This window comes from Xanthomonas graminis pv. graminis, from assembly GCF_030168915.1.
Classification (GTDB): domain Bacteria; phylum Pseudomonadota; class Gammaproteobacteria; order Xanthomonadales; family Xanthomonadaceae; genus Xanthomonas_A; species Xanthomonas_A translucens.
Window position 1 is genome coordinate 4,415,501 of record NZ_CP076255.1, and the last position, 16,555, is coordinate 4,432,055.

The 16,555-nt window shown below is 69.4% G+C and carries 15 protein-coding genes; 8 read left to right on the forward strand and 7 right to left on the reverse strand.

Annotation, left to right across the window (positions count from 1 at the left end; translation table 11 throughout):
- Nucleotides 1-5: 5 nt before the first annotated feature.
- The 3 genes from KHF85_RS19205 to xanC are packed head-to-tail and all read right to left on the reverse strand — an operon-like array spanning nt 6 to nt 1,788.
- Nucleotides 6-755, reverse strand: a complete 750-nt coding sequence (locus tag KHF85_RS19205; RefSeq protein WP_284569604.1) for a lysophospholipid acyltransferase family protein — start codon at nt 753-755, stop codon at nt 6-8.
- Nucleotides 756-809: 54 nt separating this feature from the next.
- Nucleotides 810-1,544, reverse strand: coding sequence for a ketosynthase (locus tag KHF85_RS19210; RefSeq protein WP_284567892.1), 735 nt, complete (start codon nt 1,542-1,544; stop codon nt 810-812).
- Nucleotides 1,519-1,788, reverse strand: coding sequence for a xanthomonadin biosynthesis acyl carrier protein XanC (xanC, locus tag KHF85_RS19215; RefSeq protein WP_003470209.1), 270 nt, complete (start codon nt 1,786-1,788; stop codon nt 1,519-1,521). Before xanC ends, KHF85_RS19210 begins: the two co-directional genes overlap by 26 nt.
- 129 nt (nt 1,789-1,917) lie before the next feature.
- Between xanC and KHF85_RS19220 the strand changes: the two genes are divergently transcribed.
- The 3 genes from KHF85_RS19220 to KHF85_RS19230 all read left to right on the forward strand — a co-directional run bounded on the left by KHF85_RS19220 (nt 1,918) and on the right by KHF85_RS19230 (nt 5,017).
- The gene (locus KHF85_RS19220; RefSeq protein ID WP_284567893.1) at nt 1,918-3,285 is read left to right on the forward strand and encodes an NAD(P)/FAD-dependent oxidoreductase; all 1,368 of its coding nucleotides are present in this window, start codon (nt 1,918-1,920) and stop codon (nt 3,283-3,285) included.
- The gene (locus KHF85_RS19225; RefSeq protein ID WP_284567894.1) at nt 3,282-4,292 is read left to right on the forward strand and encodes a chorismate transformation enzyme, FkbO/Hyg5 family; all 1,011 of its coding nucleotides are present in this window, start codon (nt 3,282-3,284) and stop codon (nt 4,290-4,292) included. The genes KHF85_RS19220 and KHF85_RS19225 overlap by 4 nt, the downstream gene beginning before the upstream one ends.
- 191 nt (nt 4,293-4,483) lie before the next feature.
- On the forward strand, nt 4,484-5,017 hold the full coding sequence (locus tag KHF85_RS19230) for an AAA family ATPase (RefSeq protein WP_284567895.1): 534 nt from the start codon (nt 4,484-4,486) through the stop codon (nt 5,015-5,017).
- Nucleotides 5,018-5,221: 204 nt separating this feature from the next.
- Here the strand turns inward: KHF85_RS19230 and KHF85_RS19235 are convergent, their stop codons facing one another.
- The 3 genes from KHF85_RS19235 to KHF85_RS19245 all read right to left on the reverse strand — a co-directional run bounded on the left by KHF85_RS19235 (nt 5,222) and on the right by KHF85_RS19245 (nt 9,136).
- The gene (locus tag KHF85_RS19235) at nt 5,222-6,583 is read right to left on the reverse strand and encodes an AMP-binding protein (RefSeq protein ID WP_284567896.1); all 1,362 of its coding nucleotides are present in this window, start codon (nt 6,581-6,583) and stop codon (nt 5,222-5,224) included.
- Nucleotides 6,584-6,719: 136 nt separating this feature from the next.
- A complete protein-coding gene (cydB, locus tag KHF85_RS19240; RefSeq protein WP_284567897.1) occupies nt 6,720-7,736 on the reverse strand; it encodes a cytochrome d ubiquinol oxidase subunit II in 1,017 nt (338 codons plus the stop codon).
- Nucleotides 7,736-9,136 (reverse strand): cytochrome ubiquinol oxidase subunit I, encoded by a 1,401-nt coding sequence (locus KHF85_RS19245; RefSeq protein ID WP_284569605.1) that lies wholly within the window; start codon nt 9,134-9,136, stop codon nt 7,736-7,738. The genes cydB and KHF85_RS19245 overlap by 1 nt, the downstream gene beginning before the upstream one ends.
- A gap of 361 nt (nt 9,137-9,497) precedes the next feature.
- Here KHF85_RS19245 and KHF85_RS19250 point away from each other — a divergent pair, with 361 nt between their 5' ends.
- The 5 genes from KHF85_RS19250 (at nt 9,498) to KHF85_RS19270 (ending at nt 15,758) form a co-directional block, all read left to right on the forward strand.
- Nucleotides 9,498-11,879, forward strand: a complete 2,382-nt coding sequence (locus KHF85_RS19250; protein ID WP_284567898.1) for a S9 family peptidase — start codon at nt 9,498-9,500, stop codon at nt 11,877-11,879.
- A gap of 213 nt (nt 11,880-12,092) precedes the next feature.
- The gene (locus KHF85_RS19255; protein WP_284567899.1) at nt 12,093-12,656 is read left to right on the forward strand and encodes a hypothetical protein; all 564 of its coding nucleotides are present in this window, start codon (nt 12,093-12,095) and stop codon (nt 12,654-12,656) included.
- A 354-nt stretch (nt 12,657-13,010) separates the two neighbouring features.
- The gene (locus KHF85_RS19260; protein WP_284567900.1) at nt 13,011-14,159 is read left to right on the forward strand and encodes an LLM class flavin-dependent oxidoreductase; all 1,149 of its coding nucleotides are present in this window, start codon (nt 13,011-13,013) and stop codon (nt 14,157-14,159) included.
- 436 nt (nt 14,160-14,595) lie between these two features.
- Nucleotides 14,596-15,495 (forward strand): oxygen-dependent coproporphyrinogen oxidase, encoded by a 900-nt coding sequence (hemF, locus tag KHF85_RS19265; RefSeq protein ID WP_284567901.1) that lies wholly within the window; start codon nt 14,596-14,598, stop codon nt 15,493-15,495.
- On the forward strand, nt 15,492-15,758 hold the full coding sequence (locus KHF85_RS19270) for a DUF2164 domain-containing protein (protein ID WP_284567902.1): 267 nt from the start codon (nt 15,492-15,494) through the stop codon (nt 15,756-15,758). Before hemF ends, KHF85_RS19270 begins: the two co-directional genes overlap by 4 nt.
- Before the next feature lie 122 nt (nt 15,759-15,880).
- Here the strand turns inward: KHF85_RS19270 and KHF85_RS19275 are convergent, their stop codons facing one another.
- Entirely contained in the window at nt 15,881-16,360 is a 480-nt protein-coding gene (locus KHF85_RS19275; protein ID WP_003476661.1) for a DUF421 domain-containing protein, read from the reverse strand.
- Nucleotides 16,361-16,555 lie beyond the last annotated feature (195 nt).

Genomic DNA, 16,555 nt, shown 5'->3' on the forward strand with positions numbered 1-16,555 from the left:
GCGACTCAGATTCTGGGTTCGAGCATGGCACGGACGGCCTGGTGTGCGCGCTGGGTCAGCTGTTGCCGGTCCAGCGGGCCATCGGCGCCGTTCACATTGATCGGCGTGCCGATCCGCACCCGGATCACCCCGGGCCGGACCCGGAACAGGCTGGTCGACGGCAGCACCTTGCCCGCCCCGTCCAACGCCACCGGCACCACGTCCACGCCAGCATCGATAGCGGCCTGCAACAGCCCGGCCTTGAATTCGGCCAGTTCGCCGTTGCGGCTGCGGGTGCCTTCCGGGAACAGGCACAGGTCCTGGCCCTGGCGCAGCAGCGCCGCGGCCTGGCGCCGGACCATGGCCCCGGCGCGGCGGCTGTCGCGGTCCAGGAACAGCATGCCGGTGGCGCGCGCATACCAGCTCACGAACGGCACCTGCAGCATTTCGTCCTTGAGCAGGAAGCGCAGCGGCACCGGCAGCGCCGCGAACAGCGCGCAGATGTCGATGATCGACTGGTGGTTGCTGACGAACAGGTGGTTGCGCGACCAGTCCACCCGCTCCTGGCCTTCCACTTCGAAACGCACGCCGGCGCCGAAGAACAGCACCGGCGCCCACACCCGCGCGCCCATGCGCAGCGGCAGCGGCGGCCCGGCCAGCAGCAACAGGCCCAGCGCCACGACGATGCCCAGCCCGGTGAACGCCAGAGTGAACAGCAGTTGCAAGGTATTCCACACGGCCCAGGCCATGCGCGACGGCATCCCTGCCTGCGGCATCTTCAGTTTGTCCTTGATGATCTGCACAAGCCTCTGCACCCCCCGATGCGCGCGTCAGCGCAATAGATCGCGCCAAAAACCCGGCCCCAGCCGCGCCAGCTGGTGCAGGAAGTCAGGCAGATTACGGTAGGGACGCAGCGGAAACCAGCGCCCGCGCAGGAAATACTCGCCGACGAAGAAGCCGCCGATGACCCCGTAGCCCAGCAGATTGGCGATCAGCGAGGCGCGCGCATCGCCGATCGGCACCGGCGAGGCCTGCCCCAGCTGCGCCAGCACCCCGCTGGGCACGGCGCACAGCGCCAGCAACAGATTCAGCAAGGTCATGGCGGCCAGCAGCAGCGCCCAGGCCAGGGTCAGCCGGCGGGTGTAGCGCAACTGCTCGGGGGTCAGCGGCAGCCCGGCCTGGCGGTACAGCGCCTCGACGATGCGCGAGATCAGCGGCGTGCGCCCGCGCTGCAGGCTGCGCCCGAAGAACCAGGCCACCCAGGCGGTGAACAGCACCGGCGGCGCGGCCAGCAACAGCAGCGCGTGCGGCGAGCGCCACAGCGGCAGCAACGCGGCCAGCGCCAGCAGCGCCAGCGCCCAGGCCCACGGCCGCAGCCGCGCCATCGGCTCCACCAGCAGCATCAGCACCAGCGCCGCGCCGGCCAGCACGGCCAGGTCGGAACGGTGCGCGGCGTTGGCCCAGTGCGCCAGCGGCGAATACGCCAGCGCCAGCAACACCCCCAGCGCCAGCGCCCACGGCGCGGCGGCAGCCGGCGGATCAGCTGGTCTTGTTGGCTTCGACATGCGCCGACAGTGCGCGCAGCGAGGCGAAGATGCGGCGGTTCTCGTCGTTGTCCGAGCGCAGCTGGAAGCCGTAGCGCTTGCTGATCGCCAGCGCCAGCTCCAGCGCATCGATCGAGTCCAGGCCCAAGCCGGTATTGAACAGCGGCGCTTCTGGATCGATGTCGCCGGGCTGCACGTCCTCCAGGTTCAGGCTCTCGACCAGCAGCTCGGCCAGTTCACGTTCGGCGGCAGTTTGCGAAGACATCCAGGGGCTTCCAGGCGGTGAGGGCAGGAGCGACAAGATGGTGCATCGCGCGCAGCGACGCAACTGTCCGCCTCTTGCAGGCAAGCTATCATGGCATTTGTCTGACATGTCTACCGCAGGTTTTTCAGGATGAATTCCACCGCTCCCGCCCGCGCGCCCGCGCCCTCCCCAGCCACGCCGCAGGCGCCCGCGGCGGAAACGCCGGACGTGCTGGTGATCGGCGGCGGCCCGGCCGGCTGCGCCGCGGCGATCCTGCTGGCGCAACAGGGCTGGCAGGTGACCCTGCTGGAGAAGGGCCACCATCCGCGCTTCCACATCGGCGAATCGCTCCTGCCGATGAACATCCCGATCCTGCAGCGGCTGGGCGTGCTGGAGCAGGTGCGCGCGATCGGCGTGCTCAAGCTCGGCGCCGACTTCCCCAACGACAGCGGCGGCTACAACACCTTCCGCTTCGCGCAGGCGCTGGGCGCGCAGTCCGACTACGCGTTCCAGGTGCCGCGCGCCGACTTCGACCGGGTCCTGTTCGCCCATGCCCGCGCCGCCGGCGCCGATCTGCGCGAAGGCGTCAAGGTCGAGAGCGTGCAGTTGGACGGCGCGCAGCCGCTGGTGCAGGCGCGCGACGCCGACGGGCTGCGCCACTTCCGCCCGCGCTACCTGATCGACGCCAGCGGCCGCGACACCTTCCTCGGCAACACGCTCAAACTCAAGCGCGCCAACGCGCGGCACCAGTCGGCGGCGCTGTTCAGCCATTTCCGCGGGGTGGCGCGGCGCCCCGGCGAAGATGCCGGCAACATCAGCATCTACCGCCATGCGCACGGCTGGATGTGGCTGATCCCGCTGCCCGACGACGTGATGAGCGTCGGCGCGGTGTGCGATCCGGAATACATGAAGACCCGCCAGGGCGACAGCGAGGCGTTCCTGCTGCGCACCCTGGCGCTCAATCCCGACGTGGCCGCGCGCATGCAAGGCGCGCAACGCATCGCGCCAGTGCATGCCACCGGCAACTACGCCTACGAGTGCACGCGCATGAGCGGGCCGCGCTGGCTGATGCTCGGCGACGCCTACGCCTTTGTCGATCCGATGTTTTCCTCCGGCGTGTACCTGGCCATGCACAGCGCCGAGCGCGGCGCGGCGATGGTGGATGCGGCGCTGCGCGATCCGGCCAGCGAAGCGCGCCTGCAGCGGGGCCTGGAGCGGCACCTGCGGCGCGGCCTGAACGAATTCAAGTGGTTCATCTACCGCTTCACCTCGCCCACCATGCGCGAGCTGTTCGCGCAGCCGCGCAACGTGCTGCAGGTGGAACAGGCGGTGGTGGCGATGCTGGCCGGCGACGTGTTCGACAACCGCGCGGTGCTGCGCCGGCTGCGCGTGTTCCGCGCGATCTACGCCATGTCCGCGCTGGCGATGCTGCCGCGCGCATGGCGCGCATGGCGCCATCGTCGCCGCCAGGCACGCGAACATTTCCACGGCGACACCTTGCACGGAGACAACTCATGAACCGGCCGCACCCGCAGTTCCCGCACCACGAGCAGCGGCATCCGCGGCTGCAGGTGGACTACGTCGCCGAAACCGACCTGGGCGACCTGCTGCGCGACGAACGGGTGTTGGCGGTGTTCGGCTTCGGCAACGACGCCCCGCGCCACCACGACCCCCGCTACCTGCGCGTGCCGCTGCAACCGCACGGCCCGCGCATGCTCGAAGTGTGGCGCACCGACGCGCCGGTCAGCAGCGGCCGCGACGGCGACATCGCCTGGGCCAGCGACGGGCACCTGCAGTTCGGCGTGATCGAAATCGACGAGCAGGCGCTGGCGATCGAAGAAGCCTCGGCGCTGGCCTACGCGCAGATCACCGCCTTCGTCGCCGGCAGCGCCACGCCGCGCATGCTGCGCATCTGGAACTACCTCGACGCGATCACCCTGGGCAATGGCGACCGCGAGCGCTACCGCCAGTTCTGCGTCGGCCGCGCGCGCGGGCTGGGCGATTTCGACGCCAGCCAGCTGCCGGCCGCCACCGCGGTCGGCCGCTGCGACGACGCGCGGGTGATGCAGATCTACTGGCTGGCCGCCGCCCAGGCCGGCACCCCACTGGAGAACCCGCGCCAGGTCAGCGCCTACCGCTACCCACGCCAGTACGGCCCGCAATCGCCGAGCTTCGCCCGCGCGATGCTGCCACCGGCCGGCAGCGACATGCCGCTGCTGCTGTCCGGCACCGCCAGCGTGGTCGGCCACGCCTCGATGCATACCGGCCAGCTGCTGGCGCAGTTGGAAGAAACCTTCGCCAACTTCGACGCGCTGCTGGCCGCCGCCCGCCGCCACCGCCCGGACCTGCCGGACCAGTTCGGCGACGGCACCCGGCTCAAGGTCTACGTCCGCGAAGCGGCCGACCTGCCGTTGGTCGCCGCCGCGCTGGACGCCCGCTTCGGCGACCGCGTGCCGCGCCTGCTGCTGCACGCGGTGATCTGCCGCAACGAACTGGCGGTGGAGATCGATGGCGTGCATGGTTGAGCCTACGCGCGGCTGAGGTTATCCGCCTGCCGTCATGGCGGCCGTAGCGCCTGCTCGACGAGGCGTCGAGCAACGCAAGATGGTCGGCAGCGGCGGCGGCCCGGTTCGGTGCTCGCATACGCGCACCGAACCCCGAGTAGCGTCGCCAGATGATCGGCGGCATCCGATCCAGACCTGTGCACTGGCCTTCCATGTCCGACATTCGCCGCAAGATCGTGATCGTTTCCGGCGCGCCTGGCGCAGGAAAAACCACCTTGGCGATGCCGCTCGCCAAACGGCTCGGCTTTCCGCTGTTCTGCAAGGATGTGATCAAGGAAACGCTGACCGACAGCCTCGGCGACAGCGGCGGCGATCTGGCCGCGTCACGCCGGCTCGGCGGCGCGGCGATGGAACTGCTCTGGTCGCTGGCGCGCCACGCGCCGCACGCGGTGCTGGAAGCCAACTTCCGGCCGCGCAGCGCGTACGAACGCGACAAACTGGCCAGCCTGGACGCGGTCATCGTCGAGGTTCACTGCGACTGCGGCCCCGACGAAACCGCCCGGCGTTTTCGGGAGCGCGCGGCGGCCAGCGCGCATCACGCTGCGCATCCGTTGAAAGAACTGCCGCCGGACATGCTTGCGGAGTACGCCGGACCGGTTGGACTAGGGACGGTGCTCGCGGTGGATACGCGCGTGCCGGTGGACCTGGAGCGCCTCGTGGCGAAGGTATTGAGCGCTTTATCCTGAGGAGCGGCGGCTGGTCCATTCGGCGTTGAGGCCAGGCCGAGTGCCAAAGGCAGTGACGACCGCCAGGGCATGCGAGATGCGTGCCGCGTACCGTATCCACTTATCCGATCAGGACCAGCAGCGAATTTCCCGGCCAATGCAGCGCCATGCTCTGCAGATGCGACAGTCACCGGAAGCAGTACGGCATCCGGCGCCAACCAACCCTCAGCTCTCGCGCTCCCCCGCCAACAACGCCAGCAGCCGATCGCGCGGCAGCTTGCCGGTTTCGTTGCGCGGCAAGGCATCGAGCTTGCGCAGGCGGCGCGGCAGGAACACCGGGTCCAGTTCGCGGCGCAATACGGCCAGGATCGCGGCTTCGTCCAGGGTTGGCGCGACCACAACGGCCGCGATGCGGCCGACCGCCTGGCCGGGTTCGGGCTCCAACTGCAACATCGCGCCGTCGACCACGCCCGGCACGGCCAGCAGGCGCCGTGTCAGGTCGGCCAGCGAGGCGCGCTTGCCGGCGATCTCCAGCAGGTCGGCCTGACGTCCGCGGACCTGGAAGCGGCCGTCGGCGTCCACTTCCATCAGGTCGGCGAGCAGCACCGGCTGCGGCAGGTGCGGCGCGTGCACCAGCGTGCCGTCGGGCTGCGGCGCCACGCGCACACCGGGCAGCGGCGTCCACGGCGCTTCGCAGGCGGTGCGGCGGCTGGCGAACACGCAGGTCTCGGTGGAACCGAACATCTCGCGCACTTCGCCGCCGAAGCGGGCCTCGGCGGCGGCGGCCAGTTCCTGCGCCAGCGGCGCGGTGGCCGAGACGATGCCGGCCAGCGGCGGCAGGGCGACACCGGATTCGACCAGCGCGCGCAAGTGCACCGGGGTGGTCACCAGCAGCCGCGGCGCCGGCACCTGCGCCAGCGCGTGCGCCACGTCCTCGGGGAAGAACGGCCGCCCCGCATGCACCGCCAGCGGCGTCACCAGCGGCAGCAGCACCGACAGCTCCATGCCGTACATGTGCTGCGGCGGCACCGTCGCCACCACCTGCGGCACCGCGTCAGCGTCCCACAGTCCGACCAGCGCCAGCAGGTCCTGGCGGGTGCTGGTCAGGAAGCTGCCCCAGGTCTTGGGATTGGGTTTCGGCGCGCCGGTGCTGCCGGAGGTGAAGCCGATCGCGACCAGCGCGTCGTCCGCCAGCTGCGGCATGGCGCCGTCCAGGCTGGGCAATTGTTCGGGCAGTTGCCAGTAGCGCGGCGGCGGTTCGGCCAGCACCAGGTCGCCCAGGCAATAGCTGTCGGCATGGCTGCACTGCACCTCGGTGACCACCGCCGGCGCGCGCGAGGACGGCAGCAGCGAGGTCTGCCCGCGCAGCGCCGCCGCGCAGAACGCGACCATGAACCGGTAGCGGTCCTCGCACAGGTTCAGCGCATGCCGGCCCGGCGGCAGCACCGCCGCCAGGCCGCGCACATGGCCGAGAAAGGTGGCCAGATCGATGTGCTGGCCGCCGGCATAGGCCAGCGGACGGTGCAGGTCGCCGACCGCAAGCGGATGCAGCAATGGCGTGGAAACGACGGAAGAGGCGGCAGGCATGCGTGGCGAAGGCTCGGCGGGCGACTGGCCCGCAACGGGCGGCGCGAGTCGGTAGCTTGGCCGCCGCCGACGCCGCTGGCAAGCAGGGCGTGCAGCTCACGCGCGCGCGGCAAGCGCCGCGCCGACGCCGCGCGACTCAGTGGTGGTAGCCGCTGTCGGCAGTGATCTTGCCGCGGAACACCCGGTACGACCATGCGGTATAGCCCAGGATCACCGGCAGCAGCACCGCCAGCCCGGCCAGCACGAAGCCCTGCGAGGACGGCGGCGACGCCGCGTCCCAGATGGTCAGCCCCGGCGGCACGATGTTCGGCCAGATGCCCAGCACCAGGCCGAAGAAACCGAGCACGAAGAAGCACAGCGTCAGCAGGAACGGACGCGCATCGCGGCCCTGCGCCATCGCCGCGCGCCACAGCGCGAACGCGTTGACCAGCACCAGCAGCGGCACCGGCGACAGCCACCAGAAATTGCCGTCGTGGAACCAGCGCGCCATGATCCGCGAATCCAGGAACGGCAGCCAGGCGCTGACCAGGCCCATGAACACAACCACCACCAGCACCAGCGGCCGGGTCAGCGAACGCGCCACGCGCTGCATCGGTCCCTCGGTCTTCAGGATCAGCCAGCTGCCGCCGAGCAGCGCATAGCCGAACACCACCGCCGCGCCGGTCAGCATCGAGAACGGGCTGAACCAGCCGAGCACGCCGCCCAGATACTTGCCGCCCTGCAGCGGCATGCCCTCGACCAGCGCACCGAGGATCACGCCCTGCCAGAACGCCGCGCACAGCGAGCCCAGCGCGAAGGCCCAGCCCCACAGGTACTTGGAACGGTGCGCCTTGAAGCGGAACTCGAACGCCACGCCGCGGAACACCAGCGCGATCAGCATCAGCAGCACCGGCAGGTACAGCGCCGACAGAATCAGCGCATAGGCCTTGGGGAACGCCGCCAGCAGGCCGGCGCCGCCAAGCACCAGCCAGGTCTCGTTGCCGTCCCAGATCGGCGCGGCGGTGTTCATCATCAGGTCGAGCTGCGCCTCGTCCTCGGCGAACGGGGCGAGGATGCCCAGGCCGAGCACGAAGCCGTCCAGCAGCACGTACATCAGCACGCCGAAGCCGATCACCCCGAACCAGATCACCGGCAGCACGGTGGCCATGTCCATCAGCGCGTCTCCTCGAGCTCATCGTCGGCCGCCGAAATCGGCCGCGCCGGCGTCTTGTCGCCATCGTGCAGTTGCGGCTCGGGCTCGTGCGGCAGCGGCCCCTTGCGCAGCATCTTCAGGATGTACCAGCCGCCGAAGCCGAACACGAAGGCATACGCGGCCACGTACACGCCCAGCGACACCCACACCATCGCCGGGCTGATCGCGCTGACCGCATCGCGGGTGCGCAGCAGGCCGTAGATCACGTACGGCTGGCGCCCGATCTCGGTGACGAACCAGCCGGCCAGCAAGGCCACGAACCCGGCCGGCAGCATCGCGTTCCAGGCCACGTGCAGCCAGCGCCGCCGCAACAGCGTGCCGCGCCACCAGAACCACAGCGACACGAACGCCAGCAGGAGCATGGCCATGCCCAGCCCGACCATGATCCGGAACGCGTAGAACACCGGCATCACCGGCGGCCGCTCGTCGGCCGGCACCGAGGTCAGCGGCGCGATCTCGCCATCCAGGGTATGAGTCAGGATCAGGCTGCCCACACGCGGGATCTTGACTTCGTAGTCGTTGCGCTCGGCCTGCTCGTTGGGCACCGCGAACAGCACCAGCGGCACGCCGGCGCCGGGCGCCTCGCCATGCCAGTGCGCCTCCATCGCCGCCACCTTCATCGGCTGGTGCTCGAGCGTGTTCAGGCCGTGCGCGTCGCCGGCGGCGATCTGCAGCGGCACCGCGATCGCGGCGAACGCCACCGCCAGCTTCAGCATCCGCCCCGCCACGTCCACATGCACGCCGCGGCGCAGGTACCAGCCGCTGACCCCGCCGATCACGAAGCAGGTGGTGATGAATGCGGCCAGCACCATGTGCGTCAGCCGGTACGGGAACGACGGATTGAAGATCACCTCGCGCCAGTACGCCGGCTGGAACACGCCATCGACGATGGCGTAGCCGGCCGGCGTGTGCAGCCAGCTGTTGGCCGACAGAATCCAGAAGGTGGAGATCAGCGTCCCCAGCGCGACCAGACAGGTGGCCAGGAAATGCAGTTTCTCCGGCACCTTGCGCCAGCCGAACAGCATCACCCCCAGGAACGAGGCCTCCAGGAAGAACGCGGTCAGCACTTCGTAGCTGAGCAGCGGGCCGAGGATATTGCCGGCGCGCTCGCTGAGCACCGACCAGTTGGTGCCGAACTGAAAGCTCATCACGATGCCGCTGACCACGCCCATGCCGAACGACACCGCGAAGATCTTCAGCCAGAAGAAATACAGATCGCGCCACAGCGTGTCGCGGGTGCGCAGCCAGCGCCATTCCAGGAACGCCAGCCAACTCGACAGGCCGATGGTGAAGGCCGGGAACAACACGTGGAAACTGATGACGAATCCGAACTGGATGCGCGAGAGCAGCACTGCGTCCATGGGACGTTCGCTCGGGAAACCGTAACTGAGCGTCATTGTTAGCCCCCGGTCGAGAAATTGCGTGTGACGGGTTGTCGCAGGGGTGGCGGGGACCGGGGACCGGGGACCGGGGACCGGGGACCGGGGACCGGGGACCGCAGGAGCGTGCCGGAGCAGGAAGCATCGTCAAGCGGCCCGATGAAAAAGTGCCGATTTTCCTTGAAGAAGAAGCAGCTTCTCTCCTAACGCAAAGCTAAGAATGCAGCGCCCTCGCGCACACCCCCGGGTCCCCGGTCCCGGGTCCCGACTCCATGACCGACGGCGCAGTCGCCGCCGCGCCGCGACTGCTACCCTCGCCGCTTCCCGTTCGTCCGGAATCCAGATGCGTCGCGTCCGCTTGTGCCTTGTGTTGCTGTCCCTGTCCTGCCTGGCGCCGCTGGCCGTCGCCCAGGACGCCGCTGCCCCGTTGACGATCGAGCAGGCGATGGCCGATCCGGACTGGATCGGGCCGCCGGTCGAAGCCGCCTGGTGGGCGTGGGACGGGCGCCAGGTACAGTACCAGCTCAAGCGCGCCGGCAGCCCGGTGCGCGACACCTACCGGCAGGGCGTCGATGGCGCCGCCGCGCAGCGCGTCGAGGACACCCAGCGCAGCACGCTGGATGCGGCCGATCCGGTCTACGACGCGCGCCGCGAGCGCATGCTGTTCGTGCGCAACGGCGACGTGTTCCTGCGCGACCTGCGCAGCGGCGCGCTGACCCAGCTGACCCGCAGCAACGAGGCTGCGGCGCGCCCGCAGTTCGGCACCGACGGCGGCGCGCTGTGGCGCGTCGGCAACGACTGGTACCGCTGGAGCGCCGGCGGCGGCACGCAGCAGGCGGCGGTGCTCAAGGCCGAGCGCGATCCCAACGCCGCACCCAAGCCCGATGCGCTGCGCGAGCAGCAACTGCGCACCCTGGAAACCCTGGCCCGCGATCGCGCGCAGCGCGAGCTGGCGCGGCAGCAGGAGCAGGCCTGGCGCCGCGCCGACGGCAGCCGCGCACCAGCGCCGGTGTACCTGGGCGAGGACGTGGCCATCGACGACAGCGCGCTGTCGCCGGACGGCCGCCACCTGCTGGTGGTCACCCACGCCAAGGACGGCGACGAAGGCCGCGACGGCAAGATGCCCAGGTACGTGACCGAATCGGGCTACGAGGAATTCCAGGAAGCGCGCACCCGCGTCGGCCGCAATCCGCCGCTGGCGCAGACCCTGTGGCTGGTGGACGTGGTCGCCGGCAGCGCGCGCAAGCTCGACGTGGCGGGCCTGCCCGGCATCGACGCCGATCCGCTGGCGGCACTGCGCAAGGCGGCCGGGCAAGAACCGCTGAAGGGACCGCGCGCGATCCGCGTGGAGACCGACGGCGACGGCGATGGTCCGGCGCTGCAGTGGAGCGCCGACGGCCGCACTGCCGCGGTGATGCTGCGCGCGGTGGACAACAAGGACCGCTGGATCGCCAGCGTGGACCTGGACAAGGCCACGTTGCACAACCGTCACCGTCTCACCGATGCGGCCTGGATCGGCTGGGGCTTCAACGCGTTCGGCTGGCTGCCCGACAACCAGACGCTGTGGCTGCTGTCCGAGCAATCCGGCTATGCGCACCTGTACACCCAGCGCGGCAACGACACGCCGCGGCAGCGCACCTCGGGCAAGTGGGAAGTCTCCGCGCCGGTGGTGAGCGCCGACGGCCAGGGCTTCCTGTTCCTGTGCAACCGCAAATGGCCGGGCGACTACGAGGTGTGCAAGCTCGACCTGCGCGACGACCGTGTCAGCGAGCTGACCGCACTCGACGGCGTGGAAGACTTCGCGCTGTCGCCGGACGGCCAACAGCTGCTGGTGCGCTATTCGGGCAGCTACCTGCCGCCGCAACTGGCGGTGTTGCCGGTGGCCGGCGGCAGCGCGCGCACCCTCACCGACACGCGCAGCGCCGCGTTCAAAGCGCGCGCCTGGATCCAGCCGCAGTACGTGCAGGTGCCGTCCAGGCATGGCGCCGGCGTGGTCTGGGGCAAGTACTACGGCCCGCAGCACCCCGAGCCCGGCAAGCGCTACCCGATCGTGATGTTCGTGCACGGCGCCGGCTACCTGCAGAACGTGTCGGCGCGCTACACGCCGTACTTCCGCGAGCAGATGTTCCACAACCTGCTGGTGCAGAAGGGCTACGTGGTGCTCGACCTGGACTACCGCGCCAGCGCCGGCTACGGCCGCGACTGGCGCACCGCGATCTACCGCAACATGGGCCATCCGGAGCTGGACGACTACCTGGACGGCCTGGACTGGCTGGTCGCCGACAAGCAGGGCGACCGCGACCGCGCCGGCATCTACGGCGGCTCCTACGGCGGCTTCCTGACCTACATGGCGCTGTTCCGCAGCCCCGGCACGTTCAAGGCCGGCGCGGCACTGCGCCCGGTCGGCGACTGGACCCAGTACAACCACGAGTACACCGCCAACATCCTCAACACCCCGGAGCTGGACCCGCAGGCCTACCGCGCCTCCTCGCCGATCGAATACGCCGCCGGCCTGCGCGACCACCTGCTGATCGCCCACGGCATGATCGACGACAACGTGTTCTTCCGCGATTCGGTGAGCATGAGCCAGAAGCTGATCGAGCTGCACAAGGACAACTGGGAGATCGCCCCGTACCCGCTGGAACGGCACGGCTTCACCCGCGCCGATTCGTGGCTGGACGAATACAAGCGGGTGCTGAAACTGTTCGAGCAGCAGTTGAAGTAAGGCCCTGCCTGCGGCAAGCGGTCGCGGCTGAAGCCGCTCCTACAGGGGCTTGCTGTGCAACCCAGAGGCTCTTGTAGGAGCGGCTTCAGCCGCGACAAGCGACACGCCGGCTTCCCGGTAGGGACGCAGCTCGCTTGTGCCGGCAGCAACCCGCCCTATCCTTGCCGAACGCTTTGCGGCGCCCCGCTGCGCCACCCCATCGAAGGACCGCCGATGCTGCCCCCGCCCCTGCCCACCGCGCGTAACCCGATGATCGACACGATGGCGAAGATCTCGCTGCTGGTCGGCGTGGTCTGGCTGCTGTACGCACTGGGCCAATTGGCGGTGCTGGCGCTGCTGCCCGATGGCGCGCTGCAAGCAGTGGTGCTGCGCATCGGCATCCCCCTGCCATCGCTGCTGCAATGGTGCCTGGACCACATGCTGGCCCTGTCGCTGCTGTCGGCGTTGCTGGCGCTGCTGTTCAGCGGCTCCGCGTGGGGACTGCAGCAACGGCGCGAATGGGCACGGCTGGGCTTCGTCGCCTTCCTGATCGTCACCGCCCTGGCCAACTTCGCCAGCCTGCCGCTGCTGTGGCAATTCTTCGGCGCGATGCAGCAGATGCTGCCCGAGGCGATGCGGCATCGCGCCGACGGCGCGCAGTTGCTCGGTCAATTGCAGACCGGACGCATGGTCAGCATCGCCACTGCCGCGGCGACCGCGTTGGTGTTCGCCGCGCTGCACGGCTGGATCGTCTACCAGTTGTACCGGCCAACGATCCGCGCCGAATTCCGCCGCTGAGCGCACGGCACCGCCACTGCAGGCAGCATCGAGTCCGCGGCGATGCTGCAACGGATTTGCGCCTGATCGCGGGCAATCGGCTACGTTCGACGGCGGCATGAGTCCGCTTGCCGATCCCACGCAGCTCGGCGCAACCAGGCCACCTGCATGGCGCATCTTCCTGCAGATCGCGTGCGCTCCTGGCGACCAGCCCCGATTGGCCAAAACGCCATGTCGATACGCCACCGCGAGCGCGCGCAGCAGCCGCTGGCGCATGCAGCGCCGTCGTAATAGCGAGACAAATCCGACTGCGCGAGCTATGTGTGACTGATAGCGCCCCGCGTGCGCCGCGCCGCGTGCAAAGTAACTGCTCCATTGAAAACGCGCCGCGCTCCCCTCACCCGCTGGCGCTTCGTCCCCTCGAAGAGTTTTGGCAGCCGCAAGCCTTCGCCACGCGCCACGCGGCAAGGGGCAAGGGGCAAGGGGCAAGGGGCAATCGTGCGTGCGGTCTTCATGACCGTTCTCCTTCCCTCCGTAAATGCCTGCATGATCAAGTCATGGATTTTCGAACAACTGAACATCGCTTCCGACGAGAACCCCCTGCATTTCGATGCCTCGTTATGCAGCGACGAATACGCATGGCGCAGCGAGACGTGGACACAGGCCGAATCGCAAGGCTTCCACGGCATCTTCTTCAGCGAACACCACTTCAGCGGCGCGCGCGCCTGCCCCGCGCCGGGACTGCTGGCGGCCAGCGTCGCGGCGCGCACCCGTCGCCTGCGCATCGGCGTGCTGGGCTGGGTATTGCCGATGTGGCACCCATGGCGTTTGCTCGAGGAAATCGGCGTCCTCGACCAACTCAGCCAGGGCCGTTTGGAGATCGGAGTGGCCCGCCGCGGCTCCAATCCGCGCGAGGCAGTTGCGGTCGGCATCGGCGAGGACGATATCGCGCCGATGTACCGCGAAGCCCTGGATATCATCGAGCAAGCGCTGCACAGCCCGGGCCTGTCGCATCGGGGGCGGTACTGGTCGTTCGACAACCTGCTTATCGTGCCACGCCCGCTGCAACAGCCGGCGCCCCCCATCTGGGCCACGGTGCGCAGCCCTGACGCGGCGGCGGAGGCGGCCCGCCGCGGCCACAAGGTCTGCACCGGCTTCCTGCCCACCGCGCAGATCGTACAGCTGTTCGATGCCTACCGGCAGGCGGCGGAACGGGCCGGGCGAGCGGAAAGCCGCGAGCAGCTGGCGATCCGCCGCTGCATCTTCGTCGCCAACAGCCGCGCACATGCCCTGGCGCACGCGAAGGCCGCACAGGCGCAGATGCCGTCGATCCTGGACGAGGACATCATCTCCGGCAGCCCCGACGACGTCGGCGCGCAGATCCTCGCCCAGCTGCACGCCACCGGTGCCGGCAACATCGTCGGCTTCTTCGCCGGCCATCGCCAAGACCGCGACGCGGTACAGACCTCCTACCGCCTGTTCGGAGAACAGGTGATACCGGCACTGAACGCCGTCCCTACCTGACCGCCAAGCACCTCCCCAACAGGATTGCCCCATGGTGTCGCCCACCGGCCCCTTGGTCGACGACAACGGCGGCTTCGCCGCAGGCGAGCAGCTGCTGCTGCGCCTGCATCTGAACGAATCGCCCTACGGTCCGCCCCCGGCATCACCACACTGTTGCAACAGGAACTGGAAGCCCATTCCAGGCGCTATCCGAAAAGCAACTGCGCAGCGCCATGGCGCGAGCTTGGTCGTGGACGAAGCCTCCATGGACGACGTGGAGGACCCGTGCGCGCCGGCCGGCGCCCGGTGCTGCTGCACACGTTTTCCAAGGCATTGGGCATGGCGGCGCTGCGCGCATGCTGCGGTGCGGCAGCGTGATGGTCGCGTCCGGCGCGGCCGCCCATGCACAGCATCTCGGCGTGCAGACGCCGCGGTGGCGACCGCTTAGAATGCGCCCATGCACGATTTCGACAGAGTCCGCGACTATCTCACCGGATTGCAGGACCGCATCTGCGCCGCCATCGAGGCCGCCGACGGCCGCGCCCGCTTCGCCGAGGACGTGTGGCAGCGGGCCGAAGGCGGCGGCGGACGCACCCGTATCCTGCGCGACGGCGCGCTGTTCGAGCAGGCCGGGATCGGCTTCTCCGACGTGTCCGGCACGCGCCTGCCGCCTTCGGCCAGCGCCAACCGCCCGGAACTGGCCGGCGCCTCGTGGCGCGCCACCGGCGTGTCGCTGGTGTTCCACCCGCACAGCCCCTACCTGCCCACCACCCACACCAACGTGCGCTTCTTACGCGCCGAGCGCGACGGCCAGACCGTGGCCTGGTGGTTCGGCGGCGGCTTCGACCTGACCCCGTACTACCCGTTCGACGAGGACGTGCGCCACTGGCACCGCACCGCGCAGGCGCTGTGCGCGCCGTTCGGCGAGGACCGCTATGCCGCGCACAAGCGCTGGTGCGACGAATACTTCTTCCTCAAGCACCGCAACGAGACCCGCGGCGTGGGCGGGTTGTTCTTCGACGACCTGCATGCCGACTTCGAACGCGACTTCGCCTACCAGCGCGCGGTCGGCGACGGGTTCCTGGACGCCTACCTGCCGATCCTCGAGCGCCGCCGCGCGCTGCCGTGGGGCGAGCGCGAGCGCGAGTTCCAGCTGTACCGGCGCGGGCGCTACGTCGAGTTCAACCTGGTCTACGACCGCGGCACCCTGTTCGGCCTGCAGAGCGGCGGCCGCAGCGAGAGCATCCTGATGAGCCTGCCGCCGCGGGTGCGCTGGGAATACGGCTTCCAGCCCGAGCCGGACAGCGCCGAGGCGCGCCTGGCCGAGTACCTGGTGCCGCGCGACTGGCTGGCATGAGCGCGCCGTTGCCGGCGAGCGTGCTGGGGCGCGAGGACAAGGCACGCATCGCCGAGCAGTTGCAGCGCTATCTGCGCGAGGAACTGCAGCAGGAGATCGGCGGCTTCGAAGCGCAATTCCTGCTCGATTTCGTCGCCGAGCGCATCGGCGCGCATTTCTACAATCGCGGCTTGCAGGACGCGCGTGCCCAGCTGGCCACCCAGCTGGACGCGCTGGACGACGCGCTCTACCAGCTCGAACAGCCGACCGAGACGCACCGCTGATCGCGATGACGCCGCTTCCTGTAGGAGCGGCTTCAGCCGCGACCGGGCTTTCCCGGTAACGCCCGGTCGCGGCTGAAGCCGCTCCTACAGGATTGCGGCCAAGCAACCTGGGCGCTGCCCGCTCAACCGTCCTTGGTGGTCAGGATGGTGATGTGGCCGTTGGTCTCCAGCAGCGCCAGGCGCACGTTGTCCAGGCCCGCGCAGCCCTGCTGGCGCATCGCCGCCTCGAAGTCGGCGTTGCTGACCAGTTCGCGGCGCAGCACCTGGCGGAATACATGGCCGTCGCGCGCCAGCACCACCGGCTCGCCTTCGATCAGGCGTTCGGCGCGATCGCTGCGCGAGGTGATCAGGCCGACCCCGAAGTTCAGCGTGATCAGCGTCGCCGCCAGCAACAGGCCGCCGCCGAGCGAGGTGTCCTGGCCCAGCAGTGCGTTCTGCACCGCATTGCCGAGCAGCACGATCAGCAGCATGTCGAACGGCGTCAATTGCCCCATCGCGCGCTTGCCCGACACCCGCACCATGGTCAGCACCGCCGCATACACCACCACCGCGCGGAAAATGAATTCCCACCATGGCATCGACAGATGAAAAAGATCGGGCATCGCACGGCTCGCAGGGTTGGATGGAGCCGCGACCTTACGCCGCTGGCGATGGCAATGCACTGGATTTTCCAGGGCCCAATAAGAAAGCCCCGCGGACCAGGGGGAGGTCGGCGGGGCCAGGGAACGGAGACTTGGGGAGGAGTCGCCGTTCCTGGATCTGCTCCAGGGGATGGGAGGAGATCCGCGACAGGTATT

Excerpts from the sequence above, each read along its gene's own strand:
- KHF85_RS19220 (WP_284567893.1), top strand. The coding sequence starts at position 1,918 with ATGAATTCCACCGCTCCCGCCCGCGCGCCCGCGCCCTCCCCAGCCACG.
- KHF85_RS19275 (WP_003476661.1), bottom strand. The coding sequence starts at position 16,360 with ATGCCCGATCTTTTTCATCTGTCGATGCCATGGTGGGAATTCATTTTC.
- KHF85_RS19245 (WP_284569605.1), bottom strand. The coding sequence starts at position 9,136 with ATGGACGCAGTGCTGCTCTCGCGCATCCAGTTCGGATTCGTCATCAGT.
- hemF (WP_284567901.1), top strand. The coding sequence starts at position 14,596 with ATGCACGATTTCGACAGAGTCCGCGACTATCTCACCGGATTGCAGGAC.
- KHF85_RS19210 (WP_284567892.1), bottom strand. The coding sequence starts at position 1,544 with ATGTCGAAGCCAACAAGACCAGCTGATCCGCCGGCTGCCGCCGCGCCG.
- KHF85_RS19250 (WP_284567898.1), top strand. The coding sequence starts at position 9,498 with ATGCGTCGCGTCCGCTTGTGCCTTGTGTTGCTGTCCCTGTCCTGCCTG.
- KHF85_RS19225 (WP_284567894.1), top strand. The coding sequence starts at position 3,282 with ATGAACCGGCCGCACCCGCAGTTCCCGCACCACGAGCAGCGGCATCCG.
- xanC (WP_003470209.1), bottom strand. The coding sequence starts at position 1,788 with ATGTCTTCGCAAACTGCCGCCGAACGTGAACTGGCCGAGCTGCTGGTC.
- KHF85_RS19270 (WP_284567902.1), top strand. The coding sequence starts at position 15,492 with ATGAGCGCGCCGTTGCCGGCGAGCGTGCTGGGGCGCGAGGACAAGGCA.
- cydB (WP_284567897.1), bottom strand. The coding sequence starts at position 7,736 with ATGGACATGGCCACCGTGCTGCCGGTGATCTGGTTCGGGGTGATCGGC.
- KHF85_RS19230 (WP_284567895.1), top strand. The coding sequence starts at position 4,484 with ATGTCCGACATTCGCCGCAAGATCGTGATCGTTTCCGGCGCGCCTGGC.
- KHF85_RS19205 (WP_284569604.1), bottom strand. The coding sequence starts at position 755 with ATGCCGCAGGCAGGGATGCCGTCGCGCATGGCCTGGGCCGTGTGGAAT.
- KHF85_RS19235 (WP_284567896.1), bottom strand. The coding sequence starts at position 6,583 with ATGCCTGCCGCCTCTTCCGTCGTTTCCACGCCATTGCTGCATCCGCTT.
- KHF85_RS19255 (WP_284567899.1), top strand. The coding sequence starts at position 12,093 with ATGCTGCCCCCGCCCCTGCCCACCGCGCGTAACCCGATGATCGACACG.